This window comes from Pseudonocardia sp. ICBG1034, assembly GCF_020131375.1.
Taxonomy (GTDB): domain Bacteria; phylum Actinomycetota; class Actinomycetes; order Mycobacteriales; family Pseudonocardiaceae; genus Pseudonocardia; species Pseudonocardia alni.
This window is the reverse complement of the sequence record NZ_JAHLEK010000027.1, coordinates 73,799-97,734: the sequence shown is the minus strand read 5'-3', so window position 1 is coordinate 97,734 and position 23,936 is coordinate 73,799. Positions and strand designations below refer to the sequence as shown.

Below are 23,936 nucleotides of genomic sequence, written 5' to 3'. Positions count from 1 at the left end.
GACGAAGGAGTCCCTCGTGCCGGCACCCACCCGCACCGTCGTGACCGGATACCCGTCCACGATGGGCGACGACGTCCAGCTCAACACCACCACCCTGATCCGGCACGCCGCCCGGACCCACGGCGACCGCGAGATCGTCTACCGGCTCCCGGACGGCGGCTGGGGCCGCTACACCTACGCCGACGCCTACGACCGCATCGTGCGCGGGGCGAACGCCCTGGCCGGCCTCGGCGCCGGCCCGGCCACCCGGGTCGGCATCCTCGACTGGAACAGCCGCCGTCACTACGAGCTCTACTGGGCGATCCCCGGTCTCGGGTCGGTGATGGTGCAGCTCAACCTGCGCCTGGGGCCCGAGGACCTCTCCTTCGTCGTCGCCGACAGCGGGACCTCGATCGTCTGCGTGGACGAGACGCTGCTGCCGGTCGCCGAGGCCGTGGCCCCGATGCTGCCCGACGTCACCGCGTGGGTCGTGCTGACGGACAAGCCGCTCGACCAGATCAGCACGACGCTGCCGAACGTGCACCACTACGAGGACCTCGTCGCTGCCGCGGCGCCCCGGATCGACTGGCCGGAGATCGACGAACGCTCCGCCTACGGCGCCTGCTACACGACCGGCACCACCGGCCGGCCGAAGGGCGTCTACTACTCGCACCGCGCGATCTGCCTGCACTCCTTCTCGCTCGCCACGAACATCGGCATGACCCTCGACGACTGCACGATGCTGATCACGCCGATGTTCCACGGACAGGCCTGGGGCCTGCCGCAGGCGGCCACCCTGACCGCCAACAAGATCGTCTTGCCGGGCCGGTACACGGCCGAGGACACCAGGCCGCTCACCGACGCGCTGATCGCCGAGGACGTGACCGTCACCAACGGTGCTCCCGCGATCTTCGGGCCGATGCTGGACTACATCCGCTCGCTCGAGGACAAGCCCGACCTGGGACGGCTGCGGATGATGTCGGGCGCGACCGAGCCGCCGCTGTCGTTGATGCGCGGCTTCGCCGAGCTGACCGGCGCGGAGATCGTGCACGCCTACGGCGCGACCGAGACCACGCCGCTGGTCACCATGAACCGGTACAAGCCGGGCGTGCGTGCCCGGCTGTCCGGTGACGACCTGCTCGAGCTCAAGCGCAAGCAGGGGCTCCCCGCCACCCTGGTCGACGTCCGGCTCGTCGACGCGGCCGGCGAGGACGTCCCGCACGACGGCGTCGCCCAGGGCGAGATCTGTGTGCGCGGCCCGTGGATCACCACGCGCTATCACAACATGGCCGATGCCGACGACCGTTTCACGGGCGGCTGGTGGCGCAGCGGCGACGTCGGCACGATCGACCCGGACGGCTACCTCAAGGTCACCGACCGGCTCAAGGACGTGATCAAGAGCGGCGGCGAGTGGATCTCCTCCATCGACATGGAGAACCTGCTGGCCGGCCACCCCGCCGTCGCCCAGGCGGCGGTCGTCGGGCTGCCGCACCCCAAGTGGCAGGAGCGGCCGTTCGTGCTCATCGTCCCGACCCCCGGGCACGAGGTGACGCTCGCGGACCTGCATGCGCACCTGTCGTCGGCGTTCGCGTCCTGGCAGCTGCCGGAGTCCTTCATCACGGTCAGCGAGATCCCCCGCACCAGCGTCGGCAAGTGCGACAAGAAGACCATCCGCACGACGTGGGCCGGTCACTACGGCGGTACCGATGACTGAGCAGCCCACCGAGACCCTGGTCTCCGCCGAGCGGCACGGCCCGGTCGCACTGCTCACGCTGGAGCACGTCGGGTCCTACAACGCGCTCGGCCGCGACCTGGTCGCCGAGCTGACCGGCCGGCTCACCGACGCGGCCGCCGACCCGGATGTGCGCGTCGTGGTCGTCACCGGCGCCGGCCCGGCGTTCTGCGCCGGCGCCGACATCGCCGAGGTCCCGGCCATGATCGGCGCCGCGCCGACCGACGAGCTGCCGTTCGACCGGCTCTTCGACGTCCTCACCGACTACCCGACACCGACGGTCGCGGCCGTGCGCGGCATCGCGTACGGCGGCGGGTGCGAGCTGGCGTTGGCCTGCGACATCGCGATCGCCGGCCATTCGGCCCGGTTCGCCGTCCCCGAGGTCAAGCTCGGGGTCATTCCCGGGGCCGGTGGCACGCAGCGGCTCGTGCACGCCGTCGGCAAGGCCAAGGCGATGCGCATGCTGCTGTCCGGCGACGCGGTCGACGCCGCATGGGCCTGCGACGCCGGGCTGGTCGCCGACGTGGTCGACGATGACGAGGTCGTCCCGGCCGCGATCGGGCTGGCCCGCCGCATCGCCGGGAACGCGCCGCGCGCCGTGGCACTCGCCGCGGACGCCGCCCGCCGAGCCCACGACCAGCCGCTGCGGGAAGGGCTGGCGACCGAACGCCACAACTTCCTGCGCGCGCTCGGCACCGACGACGCCCGCGAGGGGCTGTCCGCCTTCACCGCGGGCCGCACACCAGCCTTCACCGGCCGATGAGAGGGAGCATCCGATGATTCTCGACGACTACCGCGCCCCCTGGGCCACCCAGGAGCTCGACGACCTCCGCGGGCTCGCCCGCACCTTCATCGCGAAGGAGGTCGTGCCGAACCAGGAGCGCTGGGCGGCGGCGCACATGGTCGACCGCGAGTTCTGGCGGGCCGCCGGCCGGGCCGGGCTGCTCTGCATCAGCATCCCCGAGGAGTACGGCGGCGGCGGCGCGACGTTCGCCCATGAGGCCGTCATCGCCGAGGAGCAGGCCCGCGTCGGTGACGACGCCTGGGCCAACATGGTCCACAGCACGATCGTCGCGCACTACATCAACGCGTTCGGTACCGAGGAGCAGAAGCAGCGCTGGCTGCCCGGCATGGCCTCCGGTGACCTCGTCGGCGCGATCGCCATGACCGAACCCGGAACCGGCTCGGACCTCCAAAGCGTCCGCACCCGCGCCCGCCGCGACGGCGACCACTATGTGATCGACGGTGCCAAGACGTTCATCTCCAACGGCACCCACTGCGACCTGCTGGTCGTCGTCGCCCGCACCGGGGACGACGAGGGCGGCAAGGGGCTGTCCCTCATCGTCGCCGAGACCGAGGGCCTGGAGGGCTTCGAGCGCGGCCGCGTGCTGGACAAGATCGGCCAGCACGGCCAGGACACCCGGGAGCTGTTCTTCTCCGGCATGCGGGTCCCGGCGGGCAACCTGCTCGGCACCCAGGGACGCGGCTTCGCACAGCTGATGCAGCAACTGCCGCAGGAACGACTGATCATCGCGGTGGCCGGCGCCGCGGCCGCCACCGCGGCAGTCCGCGAGACGATCGCCTACGTGAAGGAGCGGGAGGCGTTCGGTCAGAACCTGATGAGCTTCCAGAACACCCGCTTCGTGCTCGCCGAGTGCGCCACCGACGCGACGGCCGCCCGCAGCATGGTCGACGGGTTCATCCCCCGCCACATGGCGGGCGAGCTGGACGCCGCGTCCGCTTCGATGGCGAAGTTCTTCTGCACCGACGTGCAGAACAACGTCGTCGACCGCTGCCTGCAGCTGTTCGGCGGGTACGGCTACATGAACGAGTACCCGATCGCGCGCATGTTCACCTCGGCCCGCGTGCAGAAGATCTACGGCGGCACCAACGAGATCATGAAGGAGCTTGTTGCCCGGTCCCTGTGAGAAGGCCGTCCACCAGATGGAGCGTCGATATCCCACGAGAGGAACCCCTACCGGGACACCCCCGCGCCGACCAGCGCTGAAGCATCGGCCCAGTACGAGGCGTCCCGTAAGCCTGGTTCGGTGAATAGTTCCGGTGAGGGGGCCATAACCGGCACACTGCCCCGGTGACCGGACTGCTGATCGGCTACGCCCGCTGCTCCACCGACGCCCAGGACCTCACCGCTCAACGCGACGCCCTCACCGCGCTCGGCGTCGCGACCGAGCGGATCTACGTCGACCACGGGCTCACCGGCACCAACCGCGCCCGACCCGGGCTACGCGAAGCCCTTGCCGCATGCCGCGCCGGCGACACCCTCGTGATCACGAAGCTTGATCGCCTCGCCCGCTCGGTGCCCGACGCCCGTGCGATCGCCGACGAGCTCACCGCCGGCGAGATCAAGCTCTGCATCGGCGCCTCGGTGCACGACCCCACCGACCCCATCGGCCGGCTACTGTTCAACGCACTCGCCATGATCGCCGAGTTCGAGGCCGACCTCGTCAGGATGAGGACACGCGAGGGCATGAAGGTCGCCAGAGCCAAGGGCCGGCTGCGCGGCAAGCAGCCCAAGCTCTCACCGCGACAGGAAGCCCACCTCGTCTCACTCCACGCCGCCGGCGAGCACACCATCAGCGAGCTTGAGGAGCTCTTCTCCGTCACCCGCTCCACGGTCTACCGAGCGCTCTCCCGCGCTCGCGCGAAGGTGGGCTGACCCGGCCCGGCAGTTACCTTGCACCTCGGGTCATCGCGAGTCCTGGGTACTACCGCCGCGCCTGGCGACGAGGTGGGCAACACCTGCGCCGCCAACCGCGATCTCCCCCCGCGCAACCACCATCGGCAGCTCAGGAGGCTACTCAGCCGTATCCGCCCGATTTTCGGCGAGTACTACGGCGACCCCTGGCATGAGCAATCAGCACCTTCCAGCCCGTCCGCACGGGTGGGAAGCCGCTTCGTGACCACCGAGGCGGTCAAGGGGTGGGAGGCGGAGGAGCTGTGCCGGGTCGCCCGGCCCAACACCTGGGAAGCCTGGATCGTGCTGACCGAGCGACCCACCGATCCGCAGAACCCCGGGCGCCAACACCGCCTACGCGGTGGACCCGTCACCCGCACCCTCGGCGGTCACGTCCTCGAGCAGTGGCAGTACGAGGTCACCACAGGCGGCCGGATCTAGTACCTGCCCCGAACCCGAACGACAGATCGTCTGGGTCGTCGCCGCCTCCACCAGCCACCGAAAGCCACCGACTGACCCCTCGGGTGAAAAAGCCACGCCCAGCAGCAGGCGCTCGACGCGAGCCTCAACTGACTCCCGACTGCTCCGGTCAACCCGACCTCGCCCTGCCCGGACGACCGGTCGCAGGGCGGCGCTGCTCTACCTTGGGCCTATGCCGTCCGTCCTGCGTCTAGGAGTCGGTGTCTCAGGAGTCGACGTCGACGATCGTGGCGTCGGCGGCAGCGCGTTGGACGGCCTCGCAGCCCTTGTGCGCGCCGGCCTTAGTCTCATATGCCTCGCCGGAGGCCACGACCTCGCCGTTGCCGGCCTTGAGCCGGAACCGGAACTTCCCGGCACGGTCCTTGTAGACCTCGAACTTGCTCGCCATCTCGACCTCCACAGTGGCCTGAATCGGTGAGTGAGCGACGCTAGCGCACTCCGTCGGGCACGTCTCGACACGACGCGGGCCGGACCACGACCTCGAGCCGCCGGCGCTGACCTGTGAACGCCCCGGCCTCTCCCCTCGGGTTGTGAGCGTCGGACGTATAGGCGTCGCGGTGAGCTCGGGTCGGCTGTCCTAGTCGGTCACTCGCTGTCCGCGTCACGGTCGTACCCGTCCGGTAGAACCGGCCGCAACGCCCGATCCGGCCGCACACGCGGAGTGGAAAGGACCCCGAGATGACCGCTGACACGACCGGCGAGCTCGTCGACCGCCTCGCCCGGGTCCTGGACCCGGTGGCCTTCGACGACCGCGCCGAACCCCGCACCCTCGGCCAGCTGTGGGACCAGGTCTCCCGACGGATGACCGCCCAGGAACACGCCCGCCGCGCGATCGCCGCCGGCTGGACCTCCACGGAGACACCATGACCGCCGCACCCGCCCCGTGCACCCACCCGAGCGCCCATGTCGTCGCCCACCTCGGCGCCCACGAACCGCTGCCCTGGCAGCCCGTCCCGGGCCCGACCGGCACCGAGGATCTCGGCGATGCGGACACGCTCGCTGCCCGCACCGGCCACCTGACGTTGGGACGCTGCGGATCCTGCGGGATCCAGGTCATCACCGCCCAGATCCGCGGCGGCCCCGACGAACGGCGCATCGAGTACCCACCGGTGTTCGCCGGCCGCCCGGACTCCGCGGACCTGCCCGGGTTCATCGACCGCGGGGTCCCGGTCTGGACCTCGCCCTGGACCGCGATCGCCCAGCCCACGGACCAGAACGACCCCGCCCGACCGGATGACACCGTTCCCGCCGCCGCCCGCGACGTCGATGCGGCGGCGGCACGGCTCCGCGATGTCCTCACCAGCCGCGGGATCGACCTCGGGCCCGACGCCGAACAGATCGCCTCCGAGGCGGCCCTGGCGGTCCTGCAGACCCCCTCACCGCGCCCGCAGTCGTGACCGACGACCGGCCGACCGACGCCGACAGCGACTCCGGGGCACGACGGGTGTTGGTGCCCGATCTGGTCGACGGGCTGACCGAGGTCCTGCGTGAGGTCGAGGAGCTACTACTGACCCTGGCCGGCTGGGAAGAGGACACCGACGGGCCGGGCCCGTTCGTGCTGCCCGCCCCGCTGGCCGGGCGCTGCGCACTCGACGCGCTCTACCGCATACGGGACGTCCTCGCCCCCACCCAGACCCCGCCGCAGATGTTCGACCGAGGCGCGCAGGTCGGCGCCCGGCTACTGGCACCCGACGGACGCTACGAGCACATGCCACTGCACGCGGTGGCCATCGCCGTCGCCGACCTTGATGTCCTCGCCGGCGCCGCGGCCGCGCTCGGGCACACCGTCGCGGCCCGCCCCGACACCGAACTCGCCGAGGCCATCGCCGCCGGCGCCGAAGCCGCCGCCCCGACCTACGGTCCCCCGCCAACGCCGCGCGACATCATCGAACGCCTCGCCCGCCTGCATGGTCTGCTCGACCTCGCCGTCACCGACGACACCCGAGCACTGATCGCCGTCCTCGACCACGCCGGCAACACCGACCCGGTCATCCTCGACGACACCACCGAGGCCGCCTACCAGCGCCTCGCCGACCGAATGAACGCCATGTGGAGCGGCGACGCGCTCTCACGATTCCTGTACTGACCCCAGCTCGCAGAGTGCCCTCGGACTGGTTCTATCTATCCCCCATCTCACACATTCCACTCCTGCATGCTTGTCAGCTACAGTCAGGCGTTGCCGTACTAGAATCCCGTAGAACCTGGGAGACAGATTGTGGCTCGCATTGAGCAGATTAGACTGGTGGACGACCTCGACGGCGGCAGCGCGGACGAGACCATCGCATTCATGGTGAACAACGCCGCCTACGAGATCGATCTGAACCACGCCCACGCCGACAAGCTCCGTGATGCGCTGGCGCCCTACATTGCCGCAGCTCGCCGGGCCCCCAGCGGCGCTGTTCGGCCCCGTCGAGCCCGGGCAGCCGCTGCGTCGACGATGACGACCGAACGACGCCAGCACAACAACGCGATCCGCTCGTGGGCCCGCCAGAATGGATACCCGATCGCCGACCGTGGACGTATCCCCCTCGAGATCGTCGACGCATACGAGAAGAACGCAGGATCGGGGGCCGCTCCGGCGCCACGCACCACATCGACGACGCCAGCGCCCCAGTTTCAGGAAGCGGGATAATTCCGGCGTCCGGTTCTGGCACGAGTTCGGCGCCCTCGGGGCACAGCCAGGCAGTGGCGTTTCTGGCTGTGCGGTACCCGCCGGGCCCCTGTGAACCCCTGCACGGATCCGCCCACCCGCAGGCCTTGCGGTCACCTCAACAGCGAGCGGGTACCGAGCGCCCGTCGCAGGTAGTTCGGATGAGCTCGTGCCGTCTCTGGTGTGCTCGCCGGATCGGGTCGTGGTTCGCCTCGGACACGTCCTGGACGGGCGGGATGGTCCACGATGCGGCGCTCCCTACGTGCCGTACTCAGCCTCGCGCCCCTTGGCTGGGGCCTCGCGACGGCCTTGCTGACGGCCGTACTGAGCGAGTCCCTGCGGGTCGGCCTCGAGTACAAGGAAGAGAATGACTTCACCGTCTGAGCAGGACGAGCCGACCGTGACAGTCACCCTCGACAAGGTCCTTCGCAACCGAGAGATGACCTTGACCGAACTCTCCCAGCGCGTCGGTATCACGATGGCCAACCTCTCGAACCTCAAGACAGGAAGAGCCCGTGCGATCCGCTTCAGCACGCTGCAGGCACTCTGCCGCGAGCTGAACTGCCAGCCAGGCGATCTGCTGCTCTACACCCGCACCACCGCATCCGGCGACCCAGACACGTCCTGAACCTCCGTCCGGTTCTGGCACCAGTTCGCGACGTGGGGCGATCCCCCGCCAGCGTCGGACCGTGGGTGCCGGGGTGAAGTCCGAGTCGCTGCCGGTATCCAGCCCCACCCTTGCGGTACCCGAGCGGACCGCCCTGTTCGTTCGGGCTCAACCGGCGCCCGGGCGGGAGGGAGGCTCACCGAGCGTGTTGGCGGGCAGCGTCGTGGATCTCGGTCAGCGCCTGCTGGAGGTGGGTGACCGCGCGGCGGACCTCGATCGGTAGGGGGCGGCCGTTGGACAGCTCGACCCGAGCCGCGGTCAGGACGTGCACCACCGCCGAGCGCAGGCAGCTCGGCAGCTCGTGCAGCGTGCCCGCGAGGTCGGCGGCCTGCTGATAGCCGCGCATCTGCTCCTCCAACAGCCCATCGCGCGCAGCCGGTGCCGGGCCGCGCTGGTCGGCTCGCTCGGCCGGCCGCCGCGGCCGCGGTGGTGGGCCCGGGTCCTTGCGGTGCGCGGGCGTCGGGGTGTGGCGGGCGGCCCAGGCCAGCGCGCGGGCGTGGAGCTCGACCGCGTCACGGCCCACCGCCATCGGCGCCGCCGGGGAGTCTGCGGGGCCGGCCTGTGCGCGGCGGCGGCGGCGAGCGGCGCGCTCCTCGGCGTCACGGGGACGCAGCGGGCGGGGCGCGTCGAGCTGATTGGCGTGCTCGTCGCAGGCGAAGCACAGGAACAGCCGCGGCTCGGGCTCGAGGACCAGCCGCAGCCCGGCACGGGTCACCGGGCACCGGCAGGCCCGGGGGTCCTGCTGCCCCGCCGAGGACAGCGCACACCCCGCGACATCGGTCTGGAACCGGGTGGTCGGTGGTGTCGGCAGGCCGGTCACGATCGTTCCCCCTCGTCGCCGCAGCATGAGCTGAACGCGCCGCGGGGGAGCACGGAGCGACCCGGTCACTCTACGAGCCGGCCGCGCCCGCGCCACCTTGCGGCTGCCCGCTGAGCGGCACCGCCGCTGGCAGGGGCGCGCGCTAGACCGAGACCCTGAGCCGAGGAGGACGACATGCCCACACCCCGTACCACTGCGGGCACCCAGCCCGCTGGTGTGCACGGTGCAGGATGGCCAGTGTGAGTGAGGAGACCGCACCGCAGGACGTTCCGACCGTGAGAGACCGGCTCGCGTGGCTCGGCGAGGACGCCATCGCGCAGCACTTCGCCGCGGGCCGTATCCACCTCGACGGGGAGCAGGTCACCGACCTGGACGCCCCGGCACCGAAGGGGACGCGGCCGGTGCTCAAAGCGAGCTGAGCCCGTCTGTCGTGGGCTACGTCTCCCGACCGACCTGTGGACATCCAGATCTCAGACCGGCCCCGGGGCATCGCTGACCGCGCCACGCTGGATCTTCCCTGCTGAATCCTATAACCTATCCCAGTATCACAGAATGGATCGCAGGATGAGGGTTCAGTCGCGTCGTGGGCGTGCGCGGATCGGCGTGGCTGTTGGTGCTGTGGCGGTCGCCCTATCCGTGCTCCCCGCCCAGGAGGCTGGGCCAGCGGTAGCGCGGGTGGCGGCTGTCGGCGCCGATCGGGCCCCGAACGGGGCCACCTCAGCTGTGCTGGCGGCGATTCCGCTGGGCGGTCTGGAGGTCCCCGATCCGCTCGCTCTGGACTCGGGTGGTCGCGTCACCAGCGTGCGTCAGTGGGAGCGGCAGCGTCGCCCGGAACTGTTGAATGCCTTCCAGGAGAACGTCTACGGCACGACCCTGCCGGCCCCGACCGGGACGACCTACCGCGATGCCGGCGGCAACGGCTCGGCGAAGAAGGTCACGATCACGGTCACCGGGCCGCAGGGCAGCGCGAGTTTCACCCTGCGGATCTTCACTCCGTCCTCGGGTAAGCCGAAGGGCACGTTTCTGCTGATCGACCACCGCGGCTCGGTTGGCGACGATCCGAGCTCGGGCGGGTACGCCCCGGCTTCGAAGATCACTGGTGCCGGGTACGCGCTGGCCGCGCTCAACGCCGAAGAGGTAGCTCCGGACGACGCAGGGTCCTACCGCGACGGTGTGATCAATGCGTTCTACCCGGCAGGGCAGGATCTCCCGGCCGATGCGTGCCGCACGATCAGCGCGTGGGCTTGGGGCGCCAGCCGGGCGATGGACTACCTGCAGACCGCCGACGCCGCGAGCACGGGCATCGACCCGAGCAAGGTCGCAGTGATCGGTCACTCCCGTGGCGGGAAGGCCGCGTTGTGGGCCGGCGCCCAGGACCCCCGGTTCCCGGTGGTCATCTCCAACAACTCCGGCTCGACCGGCGCGAAGCTCGCCCGTCGTGACTCGGCCGGTGAGTCGATCTCGGCGATCAACTCCCAGTTCCCGCACTGGTTCCCCGAGACCTACAAGCGCTTCGACGGCAACGCCGACGCACTGCCGGTGGACCAGAACGAACTGCTCGCGCTGATCGCGCCCGGCCGGGTCGTGGTCGCCTCCGCCGCCGACGACGGCAACGCCGACCCCCAGGGCGAGTTCCTGTCCTACCTCGGTGCCGCCCCGGTCTACGAGCTCTACGGTCTCGGAAACACCGGCTTGTCGAGCACCAACTGGCCGCCGGCCACCGGGAAGAGCTTCCGCGGCCCAGGCATGAGCTACCACCTGCGCTCGGGAGGGCACGGACTTGAAGACGCCGATTGGGACATCTACCTCGGCAGCAACCTGTTCACCCGCTAGACCCCGGCGCCACGGCCGCCGTCTCACCGCGGTGGCCCTCGCGGGGGTCATCGCAGTGGCCGTCGCTGGGGCGTCAGTCGCCTGCACCGCGACCAGGCCCGACGCCCCCGCTACGCCGTCGCCTGCCACCAGGCAGGAGTTCGACCCGCCGACCGTGTTCGGCCCGGCGCAGCTCACCCTCGCTGGCCGCACCGGGCTCCCTGCACCGCAGGCCCTCGACGGCGTCTACGGCTGGTCCCTGACCGACGCCGGCCTGACCCGGGTCGACCTGACCACGGGCGAGGTGCTCGTGGGCGGATTCCCCCGGGCCCCGCTGTTCCGCGGACTGGACCTGTCCCGACCGACCGCGATCGGCGCTCCGGAGATCCTGGGTGCACCGGTGCTCGCTGACCTGCCCAGCGGACGGCGTGTGCTCGCAGCGTGGCCGGTCGAGCAGCCCGGCCAGGGCACCACCCCGTCCCAGCGCGGTATCGAGCTCGTCTCGGCCGACCCGAAGACCGCCCAGACCCTCACCTCGACGACGGTTCCGTTGCCCCGATCCTGGCTCGAGGAGTCGCTGACCGGGTTCACCGTCTACGTCACAGGTGTCGTCGGCACCACCGCGGTCGTCAGCGCCGCGGCCGCCGATGCCGCCCTCACCGCCGCGGTCGACCTGCCCACCGGTCGGCTGCTGTGGTCGACCCCCGACGTCGCCGCACAGCTACTCACCGACGACACCGTGGTCGTCAGGCTCCGCGACCTCGCCCGCAGCGAGCTACGAGGCCTGGCCCTCGCTGACGGCCGGCCCCGCTGGGCTGGGATCGCCGGCAGCTCCGTCTCGCCACTCGGCACCTCCCGGGCCCTGGTGGACCTACGCACCCTCGACAACGCCTGGGGCGGCAGCCAGGTCATCGACACGGCCACCGGCCGCGAGCTCGACAGCCCGCTCAACGGACAGCCCGGCTGGACCTGCCGCCGCGACCAACAGTCCCTCACCGTGTGCTCTCTGGCCCCCTACAACGACACCGACGCCGTACTCGGCTTCGACGACAACGGCACCGAGCTGTGGCGCATCACCCGAGACGCAGGACGGGTCGTCCCGACCGTGACAACGGCCTGGCACGGCATGGTCTACGGCTACACCGATAACGGCCCCGTCGTCCTCGACGGCCGCACCGGAGCCGACCACCCCACCCCGTCGCCCGACGCCCCGATCCTGGTCAACGGCTACTTCGCCATCACCGCCGCACCAGCGGCCACACCAGAGCAACGACCGAACTACCGCCACCCGTCAACCCTGGTCGCTCGACCGACGGTCGGGTGAATGGGGCCTTAGGACCGCGCTGCCCCGGCACCCGGATCGTCCCGAGGGTCACGATCCTCTTCTGCCGTGCCCTCGCGGTGTGGCTCGATCGAGTCGAGGTCGCCAGTGGAAGGGGCCCCGTCGTCGTAGTTGCGGGCGCGTCGTTCGGCTTCCCGAGCGATGGCGGACTGCCACCTGGCGGCGACGTGTGCGGGGACGTGGAGCGGCTCGTGGGCGTTCGGCGGATCGGGGAACTCTGCTTGGACCTCTGCCAGCGCCTTGGCTATGCGGGCGGCGAGCTCGGAATTCTGCTCCATCGGGATGGTGAGCCGTTCCTCGTGTCGAGCCGCGTCGTGGTCGCGCGATCACCTCGGGCCCGACTGTGCCCGGAGCGAAGAACGCTCGGGTGCGGTCGTGGGCGGTGATCTCACAGCAGTGGCGGTGGATGCTGGTCAGTAGGGGAGACTCTCGAACGATGCTAGATGGTTCCCGGGGCGGCGCTGGTCTTCTGAGCCCGTTGCTTCGCACGGGCGGCGTTGGCACGGTTGATCCGGCTTCGGACGGTCCCGATAGGAATGTCAAGTACTTCAGCAGCCTCGGCGTACGACAGTCCGTTGATCTTCACCAGCACGAAGGTCCGCCGCCATTGAAGGGGGATCTGCGCAAGGGCCGAGGCGATACGTTCCCGGTTTGCGACGATGACTGCGGGATCGCCGCCGACCTGTTCGGCTTCAGCGAGTTGCGTCCCGTCGATCTGGACCACGCGATTTTGATCGCGGCTGCGGCTGCGCGCGGCTGTGCGCGCAGTGTTTTCGACGATGGTACGGAGCCAGGCCCCGACCGAGCTGCGCCCGGAGTAGGTATGCGCGCTGCGAAACGCACGTATGAGACTGTCCTGCACCGCGTCGTCGGCGTCGTGATGGTTCTCCAGCACTCGCAGCGCCACGACCCGCAGAAGTGTGCGGTGACGCCGGATCAGCTCGTTGAACGCCTGGGGGTCGCCAGCGAGATGGGCGTGCATCAGCATGCAATCGTCATGAGAGGCACAGGTTTCGTGCGCGGCTGCGGCAGCCAATGCGGCGTGGGCAGGCCGCGATGAGCAGTGCCTCTTCGTCAGCGGCTCACTGCTGCGAGCCGTCGGAACTAGTTCCTCTGGCGTACTCGGTGCTCGCGTTCGCGCGAGTGTGCTGGTGCAGTTGGGCATGTGGGGCTACCTCTGCTTATACGATCTCCTCCGGGGCCTGCTCAGCGTTGCGAAGCGGGGACGCACGGTGTGCGGTGTCAGTCCGAGGTGGAAAGATCTTGCAGGCTGCGGCGGGTGAACTCACTGATCACTGAGAGCGCAGCGGGCAGTGTCCGAGCTCGCCGCCAGACGAGGTTTCACGCCCCGATCCAGGCCGGGCCTGCGCCCGACCTGATGGGCGAGAGCTGGTAGGTCAGAGGTGATTGCGCAGCTCAGAGCCGGTGAACGTGTTGCTCAGTGAGAAGGTTGGTGGGGTGTAGGTGGCTGCACCAGAGTGGTTCGTGGGCTACCTGGACGCGTTGCGGCGCGTTCCCGGGTCCCGGCCGGCTTCGGCACGTGCGCTCGCTGAGTGGGCTGCGCAGATCGGCGATGACGAGGCGCCCTCGCGTCCGACGGTCAACCGCTGGGTAAGTGGCACGACGTTGCCGACCGATTTCCGTGCCCTCGAGCTCGTGGTTCAGGGAGTCAAGGAGCACACGAAGAACCCGACGCGCCAGCAGCGCGAGACGCTGCTCCGGCCTGCGTGGTGGCGTGAGGCTTATCAGAAGGCGGTCCGTGAGTCCGGGCGAGGGAACGGCGGTGAGCGCACTCCCCAGGTCGTCTATCAGGGCCTGGAACCGTTCGGACGCGACGACGCCGCCCGGTTCTTCGGGCGCGACCGGGAAATCAAGGCGATGCTCGGACGGCTGGATGCCCTGCAGCGCTCGCCGGATAGCGCTGTGCTGGCCGTCCTCGGGCAGTCGGGGATCGGGAAGAGCAGTCTGCTGGCGGCGGGTTTGCTCCCAGCGTTGGAAACGCGTGGCCTCCCATCGAGCCCAGAGGTTGCCTCCTGGCCAGCGGCTGTCATCACGCCCGGCTCGACGCCGCTGCAGAATCTACGGGAATTCTGGGAACGCCACGCCGCGTCGTCGGACAGCGGAGATGAAACGGCTCCGAGGAACGGATCGATACTCGTTGTCGACCAATTCGAGGAGGTTTTCCAGCTCGACCCCGCAATTCGTCAGCAATTCGTTGCAGAGCTTTTTTCTGCCGCCTCCTCCCCGGCTGGAGGCGGCGAGAGCGACCCCACCGCGCTTGTAGTTATCGCCTGTCGCAACGAGTTCTATCCGGAACTTCGACAGCTCGCCTTGCTCAAGCCCGCCCTCGATGCACCGTTCAACCTGGATCCTCTAACGGGGGAAGCCCTGGCCGAGGCCATCCGTGAGCCGGCACGCCGGGCGGGGATCACCGTCGGAAACGATCTGGTGAACCGATTGCTCGCCGACGCGGGGGTCAGAGACGGCGGCCTGGTCGAGGGAAAGTTGCCGCTCATCTCTCACGTCTTGCGTCTGATGAACCAGTCCGGGCCAATGACGGTTCGTTCCTACGAACGAGTCGGGGGCATCGACGGGGCGGTCGCGCACACCGCAGATCAGGCCTGGGAGGAGCTGCGGCAAGCCGGGCTCGAGGACGCCGCGCTGGCGTTGCTGGTTCGCCTGGTACGAGTCGGCGAGTACCCCGGCCATGACACCCGCCGCCCTCTGGATCGCGCCCAACTACCCGGCCTCGGTGATGGCCCCACAGGCCAGGCCCTGGAGATCCTGGCCCGGGCGCGTCTGATCACCATCGGCGAGGACACAGTCCAGATCACCCATGAGGCCCTCATCCGGGCCTGGCAGCTACTGCGCGACACGATCGACTCCGAACGAGCTGACCTCGTGCTTCGTCAGAGCATCGCTTTGCGCGCGCGGCAGTGGGACGAAGCCGGACGGCCACCGGAACAGCTCCTCCGCGGAACGGTGCTTGCCGATGCTCATCGAGTCATCGACACAGGGGTACACGCCACCGTCGCCGACGACATGGCGCGCCAGTTCCTCGATGAGGCTGATCGGCAGGAACAGCTCGCGGCGGCGCGTCGCCGTCGCCAGTGGATCGCTGTCGTCGCTGCCGCGGTCCTCATCGTGGCGGCAGGCACCGTGGCCGTCATCTCGGGCATCGCGGAGCGACAAGCCTCCCAGCGGGCGATCCTCTCCGAGGTGATCGCACACGCCAAGCAGCTCGCCGACACTGACACGTCGATGTCAGCGCAGCTGTGGCTGACCGCCTACCGGATGCAGCCCACCCCCGACCTTTACACCGCCTTGCTCAGCACGGAAAACACGCCTCTGTCCCGGCAGCTCCTGGGCCACACCGGCAACGTACGAGCCGTCGGACAGATCGACAAGACGATCATCAGCACGTCCGCAGACGGCACCATCCGGCTCTGGCCGTCTACGCCTACAGACGCTGCACCGACGACACTGAACGAGCCCGGCCCGGTCACCAGCATGGTCACCGTTCCCCAGCGACACATCATGATCACCGGGGCTGGAGGGCGGAACGGTACGGCTAGCACGATCCGGGTCTGGGGCATGCGCGATGATCAGCACCCGGAACCGCTGTCTCCGGAGCTACCCGTCGAGCGCGGCAAACAGGTCAGCGGCCTGGCCACCAGCACTGACGGTCGTCTACTAGCCATCGTGACCACCGACGGCAGTGCTCGTCTGTGGGAGATCGGTAACCCCGCGCGCCCCGCCGACCTCGGCTCTCGCCTCCCAGGCACAACCACGGCCGTCTATGGCAGCAACGTCGCCATCAGCCCCGATGACCGCACACTGGCCGTTGCCGGGCCCGACGGCTCGACCAAGCTGTGGAACATCACCGATCCACAGCGCCCGGCAGAGCTCTCGCCGCTGCCCAGCGGGACGGGGATCGCTCATGCCGTGGCGTTCAGCCCCACCCGGAACATCCTGGTCACTGGCGGTGGCAATAGCTCGCTACGCCTCTGGGATGTCGCCGACCCCGCGCAGGCACGGCTGCTCGGCGCCTCCCGAGGGGGGCCAGACGCCTCGCCCTCCATCCTGTCCTTGGACATCAGCCCCGACGAACAGACCGTCGCAGTGGGTGGTGCAGACAACATGGCGACCCTCTTCAACATCAGTGATCCGACGCGCCCCTTCCCCCTCGGCGAGCCACTGGCCGGGCATGAACGCGGGGTGGCCACCGTGGCCTTTGCCGAGGGCGGACGCACCCTGATCACCGGGAGTGCGGACGACACCGTGCGGATCTGGTCGCTTCCCACGACACGCCTGGCAGGAATCGCTGGCAATGCGACCGCGGTGGTGTTCAGCCACGACAACAAGACATTGGCCGTCGGAGGAGGGAAGGGCGACCGCTCAGTCCACCTGTGGGACGTCACCGACCCCACGTTGCCGAAACGCGCGTCCGGCCCGCTGCCGGCCGACGGCGACGTGGACTCCATCGCGATCACTCGGGACGATAGCGTGCTCGCGGCGGCCAGCGGCCCAGTAGTTCGAATGTGGAACATCCACGACCCTTACAGGCCGGTTCGCGCCGGACCAGACATCAGACTCCCCGCTGTCGCGGCTGGGCTGGCCATCAGTCCGGACAACCGGACCCTGGCAGTCGGGTCCACCGACGGTCTCACCCGGCTGTTCGATCTCAATGACCCAGCACGGCCGACTCAGCTGTCCGAGCCCCTCGTGTCCACCCCTGGCGAGTTGGTCACCACCGCCGCATTCACCCCAGACGGCCGGATTCTCGCTACCGCGGGCAACGATCACGACGTGCGACTGTGGGATGTTTCGGTGCCGTCGCAACCACGACCTGCCGGAATCCTCCGCGGCCACACCGACAACATCTTCAAGATCGCGATCAGCCCCGATGGAACACGGTTGGCCAGCGTCGGCGCCAACCACACCGTCCGTGTCTGGAACATCGCCGACCCTGCGCAACCACGCGAGGAGCCTCCGCTCCTTGAGCAGACCGAATCGGTCGGTGGGGTGGCGTGGAGCTCGGACAGCGCCCTGCTCGCCACTGGCAGCAGCGACACCACGATTGCATTGTGGGACATGACCAATCCGGACGGCGGACGCCTCGTCGGGACGCCGATCACCGGCCACACCGACAACATCTACGCCGTCAGCTTCGGTCCCCCTGGTGTCCTGGCCAGCGGTGGCCGCGACCGCGTCGTCCGTCTATGGGACCTGAGCGTCGATCGCGCGATCAGCCGAATCTGCTCAAGTACCGCCGATGCCCTTACCGAACGGGCGTGGGATACGTTCGTGTCGCCAGATCGCTCCTACGACCCGCCCTGCCCAGCCTTCGCCGAGGCCGGCCATACCTCCAACGCCTGGCGGTAGGCGACCGGAGCGCCGGGCGCCGGGTCCACCCGCCACACCTTGTCGACGTCGGCCTGACGTACCGGGGGCAGACGGTTGCTGAGATCAGAGACGACCACCGCATCACGCCACTGCGGGTCGCGAGCCAGAAGCTGTACCGCCACGCGTGCTTCGTTCAACTCGCCGACACATTCGAATGGCTTATGCCCACTCATCCCGACGAGCTCCCGATAACCGGAAATCTGCTTGGAGTCATCGAGCAAATTGCGCCCCTGAATTGAGACCAGGCGCTCGACAGACATGAACGGAGCCAGCCCTAGGAAGACGAACCGGCATTTCGCGCAGTCGTTGCACCATCGCCCACCGCCCGGCCGCCGAGCTGCAACATTGCAGCTAGTCACAACGTTGTCGTATCGCGACGTCGCAGCGAAGAGTCGAGAGATCACCAACTCCGACATTCCACCGAGCAACGAGAAGCTAGCATGGTCGATCCCCGCATGATCTCGGACCGCCTCATTGAGCAGCTGCTCAGCCTCGAACGTCTTCGACCACTGATGATTGATCGAGCGGCCGCACCAGACTGTGTTTGCCTCGCTTGCCGACCGCTCGTTCGCCATTACGACCGGACCTAGCCCGTGGAGCACGGAAAGAGCCACCCCAGCGATGGAGTTGATCGCAGTCACCGGGACGTGGCCGATGCGCAACGTGTTGTTCGCGAGCTTCCGCAGCATGTCCTCATCAGGACGTCGTGTGACCGCGAAGGCACGACCGCGAGTCGCTCCCGCAGAAAGGGTGAGCGGTCTCGCGCCACGACCGCGTTTCTCCACCATGAAGGTTGCAGGCTCGAACCCGGCAGCAGACAACACTTCGAGGGCGACGAGAGAGTCCCGGCCACCTCCCATTCCAACAAGGGGCGGACGCCCGGAATCTGCATGGTCACAGCGCGGGGATAGAGATTCTTTGAAATTGGCTTTGAGTGGCACCTCTAGCACGTGTTCCAGCGACCAGCGATATGCGAACTCGGCTAGCCCGTCGCGATACAAGTGCTGGGCCCACCTCACTGCTGCCGGGGCGAGTGAAACCGACTCGACAGACACTGACCTCGGCGCCACTGCTTTATAGTAGATGGTCCCGGTTGCAATATAGAGCAACTCAAGAACGCGCTCGAATGTCTCTCTCTGCTCCTGTGCGGGAACGGCCTCCGGAAGAGGAAAGACGACTACGTCGGTAAAAGAGAGCTCCTCATGGTCGCCCTCGTGCCGAAAGTTGAACTCTGCGACTCCGCTAGTCCAGTCAAACCGCAAGCCTACGTATACAAAAGTGTGAATTCCTGCGAATCGACTCTCATCCAGCAAGTCCATGGTCCCACCCACTTCGTCGTCCCCCGCAGCACACTCCGAGCCTCGGGTAGCTGCCGGTGACCGGCCAGGCCAGTTCTCGATCACGCTACCGCCCTCCGCCGGGCCCGCACTGTCCTACAGCCGTCGACCCCTCACCGCGAGGTATCTCGCCAGCACCGAGGGCCATGGCTTAGGCCCTGCGCCATGTCGCTCTGCTCGAAAGGTCTTGCGGCGCGGGAACTTTCGGCGCAGCGACTTGAGTCTCCTCGTGGACCACCCCCTCCGGCTGCACCTCAGCGGCACGGAGGCACGAGCAGGAACGGAGGAGGAATGCGCCAGCCAAGTGCTGCGTTTCGGGGCTCCCTGGGCCGTTCTCACCCGTCTGCTCCCCGGCAGGAAGCGACGCGTCAGCTTGATGCAGTGCCAGCAGCCCTGCTCAGCCGGCTAGAGCAGGAGCTGACATCGCTATCCAGCCTCACCGTCCACGCGCTGACATCAGTTCGTGGCGCAGTTGGATCGAGTCGGAGCGCGCGCCCTAGCCCACCGGGTGAGACCACGGGGCAGTGGCTGGCCCTTGCCGCCGAGGCCCTCGATTCGGCTATCGCAACCCACCAGGCGTTGCTCGGAGGTACCGCAACCACTCAGGACGAGCGATGAGCTTGTTCGCTGGTCTGCATCCGTCGCAGGTCCTCAACGATGCGTGCAAGGGACCTGCGGGTCTCGGGGCGCAGCTCGCTGATGCCGCTGACCAGTGCGGCGAGGTCGGGGTCGCGCAGCTTCGCCAGAAGCTCGTGCTCTTGAGCCGTCGCAATCGGGTGTGGGTCGTCGAGGAGGTAGGAGACCGAGACCCGGAAGTACCGGGCCAGCGCCTCGATGGTGCTTCGGCGGGGATTGGTGTTGCGCCCGCGCATCAGGGTGTTCAGCGTGGCGCGCGAGACCTGGCCACCTACTCCGGCGATGCCCTCGACGATCTCGTCGAGGTAGAGGGCGCGGGTGCTGCCGGGTGGTCGGGCGAGACGATTCAGCTTGTCAGCCAGCGTCCGCGGCGCGTCACTAGCCAGCGCTTCGTCTGCCACCAGGTCACCCCCACATGCGCACGCCGCCTCGCGATCTCGACACGAGATGTCGTGACGCTAGCGGCGCCCAGCCACGGATCCCAGCCGGGGCGCTCCGGGACCGGATAGAGCCAGGAGCACTGAACACGATCGGTTGACGAACGGTCACCGTGCGCGGATAGTATCCCGCGGATCTTATAAACAAGATAAAGAGCTAGCTCTGAATCTAGAAGCATGAAGGAGTCGTGGTCATGGCGCTTCGGTCGCGGCGAGACTGTGCAGGGCGGAGGGCGTGATGCCGATTCGTTCCCGTCCGGTGCCGACCAACGGTGCGCCCTGGCGGACAGCGCCGGGGCGCGGCTCCGATGGCGCTGCGGCCCCGGCACCACAGCCGGGCAGCCCCGCTCCCGACCGCTACACAGATCTGCACACGCACCGAGACGTCGACGACCACCACGGTCCGGCCCCCACGCGGCTCCGACCGTCCACGCCTCACCAGGCTCCCGACCAGACATCTACTGCGAGCCCCACCGACTCGCCCGTCCGCGACAGCTCTCAGAACACCGCCCCGGCCCCTGTAGAGCCCGTAGCAGAGGACGTGGCGGTCGAGGAGCAGCCAGCAGCGACCGAGAGCAACCATCGGCACGCCCCCGAGTCCGAGCCCGAGCCCGAGCCTGCCGATGAGCTCGCCCGGCCCCAGGTCCGGCTCAACGCTGACCTGCCCCGGGCCAAGCCCTCGCCACGGGCCGCCCGAGGCGCCGGCACCACCGCGGTGGTTCGCCGTTCTGCGGGCGAGGAGTTCTTCTCGCGCTCGGTGCGGTCGCTGGAGCCGATCTCTGATCTTGAAGCGGCCAGCTTCGCCGGGCGTTTCGCCACCGACTTCCAGTCCTTCGATGAGGACGACCCGAGTCGTCGGGCAGAGGTGCTGCGGCCTCTGCTCGCTGACCCCCAGGCCAGCACCTGGGGGTGGTCGGGCGCGGGCAGGCAGCGCGCCGACTCACCACTGCCGGGCCGGCTCTACCGGCCCGGCGACACGGTGGTGTTCGTCGAGGTGATCGTCCGGGTCACCACGTACGCGCGCGCCTGCCCGCCGCCCGAGACCCCGCGCCACGCCGGGTCCGCAGAGGTGGACGTGCCCGGGCTGCTCGGCCCCTCGTGCGCCCCGCCCGAGGCGGACCCGGCGTGGACGGCGGTCGAGGCGAACTGGGTCCGGATGACGGTCCCGATCACCCGCGACGACGACGGCCACCTGGTCGTCGACCCGCACCTGCGCCCCACCGATTCCTCCTGACCCCCACCAAGAGGTAGCTGCTGATGTCCTCGTCCAACGGCACCAACAACACCCCCGCCGCCCCGTCCTGGCTGGACGCGGGCGCCGCGTGGGCCGCCCCGGCCACCGGACACGACGGGGCCCAGGTCCCCGCGACCAAGCCCCCGGCCACGCAGGCGAGCGCCTCGACCACCTCGGCAACCACCGCGCCGAGCAGCCCGCCGTCTCGCCCGGCGCCCGCGCCGGAGCGCTTCCGCGACGAGCCACCGACCGCTGGCCCCGCCGCCGAACCGGTCCGGCCGGCGCCACCGTCTGCGGCGGCGCCGTCGCCGTCTCCGGTGGTCCCGCCGTCCCTCCCCCTTCATCAGGGTCCGGGTCCCTCGGAGGATCCGCAGGCGTTCCGCCCGGCGTGGGACGAGCAGACCGGGGTGCTGTCGGGAGTGGTCCGCGAGCGACGGGCCCGTCCTCAGCAGGGATGGCGCCACTTCGCCTACCAGCTGACCGGCGGCCGCTGGAACCCCGGACTGTCCGAGGCCGAGGCCCGGCTGCGCGACCAGCTGCAGAAGATCCGAACCCCGCTGCCCGGCCCGCACAGCGTCGTCGTCGGCTCGATCAAGGGCGGGATCGGCAAGACCACCGTGTCCGCGCTGCTCGGGCTCGCGCTCGCGGAGTACCGCGGGGACCGGGTCATCGCGATGGACGCCAATCCCGACGCCGGCACCCTCGGCGACCGCCTTGTCGGCGAGACCCTGGCTGCGAAGACCACCGTGCGCGACCTGCTCTACGCCCTGGACGAGATCCGCGCCCACACCGACCTGGCCGGTTACACCCATCTCGCCGGGCGCCTGCAGGTCCTCACCAGCGAGCAGGAACCGGAGCTGTCGGAGACGTTCTCCGCGGGCGACTACGAGGCCGCGCTGCGGCTGCTGGCCCGCTACTACAACGCGATCATCACCGATTCCGGAACCGGGATCGTGCACTCGGCGATGCAGGGCAGCCTGCGCCACGCCGACTCGCTGGTCATCGTCGGTGCGCCGACCAACGACGGCGCTTCCCGCGCGGCGCGCACGTTCCGCTGGCTGGCTGCCAACGGGTACCGCCACCTCACCGAGGACGCGGTGGTGGTGCTGTCCTATGACCGTCACAGCCCTGACATCGACGACCGCGTGATTCGCGACTTCTTCGCCGAACGCTGCCGCGCGGTGATCGTCCTTCCCCCGGACCCGCACCTGCAGGCCGGAGGGATCATCGACTTCGACGCCCTCACCCCCGCCGCGCGCGACGCCGCGCTCGAGCTCGCCGCGACCGTCGCCGAGGGCTTCCAGGGCCGGCGCACCCACGGGCTGGCCAGCCACGGGTTCCGCACCCCGCCGACCGACCCCGGTGGTCCCCGGTGATCAGTCCCCAGCTGGTCGTGGGCGCCGCGCTGGCGCTCACCACCACCCTGACCGCGTCCGGGCTCGTCCCGGCCGCCGCCCCCGAGGGCGGGGTCGAGTGCGGGTGGCGGATCACCGCGGTGCACGTGCTCGCCGAGCTCACCGGCGACACCTCCGCGCGGGCGGAGAAGCTGCGCCGGGCCCTGCTCGACGTCGGCGCGAACAAGCCCGGCTTCATCCCGGCCCAGTGCTACGAGCCCGGCTCCGGCGACTCCAGCGGGTCCGGCTCCGGCGGGTCCGGTGGGTCCGGCAACGACTCCAGCGACACCGGTACGGCCCCGAGCACAGGCAACGGCTCGGGCAGCAACGACTCCGGAGGCACCGGCTCCGGAGGCACCGGCTCCGGAGGCACCGGCTCCGACCCGGGGAACAGCTCCGACCCGGGGAACAGCTCCGGCGGCGGGACGGGCTCGGGCGGCGGAGCTGCCAGCAAGTGCACGACCACCGCGGCGGAGACGCTCGGCTGGGGCGAGCCGAAGGTGGCTGATGAGTTCGAGGGCACCTCGATCTCCGGGGATTGGAACGCCTACGACGGGCCCGGCCACGGCGGCAACGGCCGCCGGACCCCGGACGCGATCAGCGTCGCCGACGGGCAGCTGACCATCACCGGCTCGGAGAACGGCGACGCAGGCGGGATGGCCTGGTCGCCCCACAGCCAGCAGTACGGGCGCTGGGAGGGCTGCGCCCAGTCCCCGCCCGGGGCCGGGTCGCTGCACACCCTGTTCCTGCTCTGGCCGACCGCGGAGAACTGGCCCGAGGGCGGCGAGGTCGACTTCATGGAGATCTCCGACGGGACCCGGCAGAAGGTCGAGGGGTTCCTGCACTACGGCTCGGACAACTCCCAGACCCAGGGCTCGGTCGAGATCGACGCCACCGAGTGGCACGCCTTCGCCGTCGAGTGGACCCCGGACAAGATCACCTACCTCGTCGACGGCGAGCCGTGGTTCACCGACGACGACAAGTCCCACAACCCGCCCGGGCCGATGCACCTGACCATCCAGCTCGACTACTTCGGCGGTGACGCCTCAGGCGGGGCGGCGATGCACGTCGACTGGGTCCGCCAGTACGAGCTCACCGGCGGCGGCGCCTCGGTCGGGGTCGATGTCTCGGCCGGGCAGGACGGCGTCGACGCCGGCGCCGATGTCTCCCTCGGCGGCGGTGACGGCGACTCCACCGGTCAGAGCAGCGACGACCGCAGCGGCGGCGACAGCGACCGCGGTGGCGATGGCGGTGGTGAACGCGGTGACTCCGGTGGCGGGTCCCGCGGAGGTGACTGACCGACCGACCTGCTCGT

Annotated in this window: 22 protein-coding genes; 17 read left to right on the top strand and 5 right to left on the bottom strand. The window is 69.5% G+C overall.

The window, feature by feature from the left end:
- The first annotated feature begins 16 nt into the window (after positions 1 to 16).
- The 5 genes from KPF22_RS31220 to KPF22_RS31200 all read left to right on the top strand — a co-directional run bounded on the left by KPF22_RS31220 (position 17) and on the right by KPF22_RS31200 (position 4,847).
- The gene (locus tag KPF22_RS31220; protein ID WP_224404173.1) at positions 17 to 1,693 is read left to right on the top strand and encodes a long-chain-fatty-acid--CoA ligase; all 1,677 of its coding nucleotides are present in this window, start codon (positions 17 to 19) and stop codon (positions 1,691 to 1,693) included.
- Positions 1,686 to 2,474: an enoyl-CoA hydratase/isomerase family protein gene (locus KPF22_RS31215; RefSeq protein WP_161152136.1), complete on the top strand. Its 789-nt coding sequence runs from the start codon at positions 1,686 to 1,688 to the stop codon at positions 2,472 to 2,474. Before KPF22_RS31220 ends, KPF22_RS31215 begins: the two co-directional genes overlap by 8 nt.
- 13 nt (positions 2,475 to 2,487) lie before the next feature.
- A complete protein-coding gene (locus KPF22_RS31210) occupies positions 2,488 to 3,639 on the top strand; it encodes an acyl-CoA dehydrogenase family protein (protein WP_161152135.1) in 1,152 nt (383 codons plus the stop codon).
- Between the two features lie 164 nt (positions 3,640 to 3,803).
- Entirely contained in the window at positions 3,804 to 4,388 is a 585-nt protein-coding gene (locus KPF22_RS31205) for a recombinase family protein (protein WP_161152134.1), read from the top strand.
- A gap of 240 nt (positions 4,389 to 4,628) precedes the next feature.
- Positions 4,629 to 4,847, top strand: coding sequence for a hypothetical protein (locus KPF22_RS31200; RefSeq protein WP_224404242.1), 219 nt, complete (start codon positions 4,629 to 4,631; stop codon positions 4,845 to 4,847).
- Between the two features lie 244 nt (positions 4,848 to 5,091).
- Here KPF22_RS31200 and KPF22_RS31195 read toward each other — a convergent pair whose 3' ends face one another.
- Positions 5,092 to 5,274, bottom strand: a complete 183-nt coding sequence (locus tag KPF22_RS31195; protein WP_068801081.1) for a DUF1508 domain-containing protein — start codon at positions 5,272 to 5,274, stop codon at positions 5,092 to 5,094.
- Positions 5,275 to 5,564: 290 nt separating this feature from the next.
- Here KPF22_RS31195 and KPF22_RS31190 point away from each other — a divergent pair, with 290 nt between their 5' ends.
- The 5 genes from KPF22_RS31190 to KPF22_RS31170 all read left to right on the top strand — a co-directional run bounded on the left by KPF22_RS31190 (position 5,565) and on the right by KPF22_RS31170 (position 8,164).
- The gene (locus tag KPF22_RS31190) at positions 5,565 to 5,753 is read left to right on the top strand and encodes a hypothetical protein (RefSeq protein ID WP_224404241.1); all 189 of its coding nucleotides are present in this window, start codon (positions 5,565 to 5,567) and stop codon (positions 5,751 to 5,753) included.
- Positions 5,750 to 6,283 (top strand): hypothetical protein, encoded by a 534-nt coding sequence (locus KPF22_RS31185; RefSeq protein WP_224404240.1) that lies wholly within the window; start codon positions 5,750 to 5,752, stop codon positions 6,281 to 6,283. The genes KPF22_RS31190 and KPF22_RS31185 overlap by 4 nt, the downstream gene beginning before the upstream one ends.
- Positions 6,280 to 6,972, top strand: a complete 693-nt coding sequence (locus KPF22_RS31180; RefSeq protein ID WP_224404239.1) for a hypothetical protein — start codon at positions 6,280 to 6,282, stop codon at positions 6,970 to 6,972. The genes KPF22_RS31185 and KPF22_RS31180 overlap by 4 nt, the downstream gene beginning before the upstream one ends.
- Positions 6,973 to 7,101: 129 nt before the next feature.
- Positions 7,102 to 7,518 carry an Lsr2 family protein gene (locus tag KPF22_RS31175; RefSeq protein WP_308010502.1) on the top strand — a complete coding sequence of 139 codons (417 nt, stop codon included), beginning with the start codon at positions 7,102 to 7,104 and terminating at the stop codon, positions 7,516 to 7,518.
- 385 nt (positions 7,519 to 7,903) lie between these two features.
- Positions 7,904 to 8,164 (top strand): helix-turn-helix transcriptional regulator, encoded by a 261-nt coding sequence (locus KPF22_RS31170; RefSeq protein WP_224404238.1) that lies wholly within the window; start codon positions 7,904 to 7,906, stop codon positions 8,162 to 8,164.
- 175 nt (positions 8,165 to 8,339) lie between these two features.
- Here KPF22_RS31170 and KPF22_RS31165 read toward each other — a convergent pair whose 3' ends face one another.
- Complete coding sequence (locus KPF22_RS31165) at positions 8,340 to 9,023, bottom strand: hypothetical protein (RefSeq protein WP_224404237.1); 684 nt, start codon at positions 9,021 to 9,023, stop codon at positions 8,340 to 8,342.
- A 239-nt stretch (positions 9,024 to 9,262) separates the two neighbouring features.
- Here KPF22_RS31165 and KPF22_RS31160 point away from each other — a divergent pair, with 239 nt between their 5' ends.
- From KPF22_RS31160 to KPF22_RS31150, 3 genes are all read left to right on the top strand, one after another.
- Entirely contained in the window at positions 9,263 to 9,442 is a 180-nt protein-coding gene (locus tag KPF22_RS31160; RefSeq protein WP_224404236.1) for a hypothetical protein, read from the top strand.
- Positions 9,443 to 9,698: 256 nt separating this feature from the next.
- Positions 9,699 to 10,856, top strand: a complete 1,158-nt coding sequence (locus KPF22_RS31155) for an acetylxylan esterase (protein WP_224404235.1) — start codon at positions 9,699 to 9,701, stop codon at positions 10,854 to 10,856.
- A gap of 55 nt (positions 10,857 to 10,911) precedes the next feature.
- Complete coding sequence (locus KPF22_RS31150; protein WP_224404234.1) at positions 10,912 to 12,159, top strand: hypothetical protein; 1,248 nt, start codon at positions 10,912 to 10,914, stop codon at positions 12,157 to 12,159.
- Between the two features lie 457 nt (positions 12,160 to 12,616).
- On the opposite strand, the gene KPF22_RS31145 is transcribed toward KPF22_RS31150, so the two are convergent.
- Complete coding sequence (locus tag KPF22_RS31145) at positions 12,617 to 13,165, bottom strand: RNA polymerase sigma factor (protein ID WP_224404233.1); 549 nt, start codon at positions 13,163 to 13,165, stop codon at positions 12,617 to 12,619.
- Positions 13,166 to 13,641: 476 nt separating this feature from the next.
- On the opposite strand from KPF22_RS31145, the gene KPF22_RS33480 reads away from it, so the two are divergent.
- Positions 13,642 to 17,562, top strand: coding sequence for a WD40 repeat domain-containing protein (locus tag KPF22_RS33480; RefSeq protein ID WP_224404232.1), 3,921 nt, complete (start codon positions 13,642 to 13,644; stop codon positions 17,560 to 17,562).
- Here the strand turns inward: KPF22_RS33480 and KPF22_RS31135 are convergent.
- Complete coding sequence (locus KPF22_RS31135; RefSeq protein ID WP_224404231.1) at positions 17,502 to 18,902, bottom strand: hypothetical protein; 1,401 nt, start codon at positions 18,900 to 18,902, stop codon at positions 17,502 to 17,504. The genes KPF22_RS33480 and KPF22_RS31135 overlap by 61 nt on opposite strands.
- Positions 18,903 to 19,522: 620 nt before the next feature.
- Complete coding sequence (locus KPF22_RS31130; protein WP_224404230.1) at positions 19,523 to 19,957, bottom strand: helix-turn-helix domain-containing protein; 435 nt, start codon at positions 19,955 to 19,957, stop codon at positions 19,523 to 19,525.
- Between the two features lie 577 nt (positions 19,958 to 20,534).
- On the opposite strand from KPF22_RS31130, the gene KPF22_RS31125 reads away from it, so the two are divergent.
- From KPF22_RS31125 to KPF22_RS31115, 3 genes are read left to right on the top strand one after another with little or no spacing between them, the layout of a single operon-like run.
- The gene (locus KPF22_RS31125; protein WP_224404229.1) at positions 20,535 to 21,227 is read left to right on the top strand and encodes a hypothetical protein; all 693 of its coding nucleotides are present in this window, start codon (positions 20,535 to 20,537) and stop codon (positions 21,225 to 21,227) included.
- Between the two features lie 23 nt (positions 21,228 to 21,250).
- A complete protein-coding gene (locus KPF22_RS31120) occupies positions 21,251 to 22,603 on the top strand; it encodes a MinD/ParA family protein (RefSeq protein WP_224404228.1) in 1,353 nt (450 codons plus the stop codon).
- The gene (locus tag KPF22_RS31115) at positions 22,600 to 23,919 is read left to right on the top strand and encodes a family 16 glycosylhydrolase (RefSeq protein WP_224404227.1); all 1,320 of its coding nucleotides are present in this window, start codon (positions 22,600 to 22,602) and stop codon (positions 23,917 to 23,919) included. The genes KPF22_RS31120 and KPF22_RS31115 overlap by 4 nt, the downstream gene beginning before the upstream one ends.
- Positions 23,920 to 23,936: the final 17 nt, after the last annotated feature.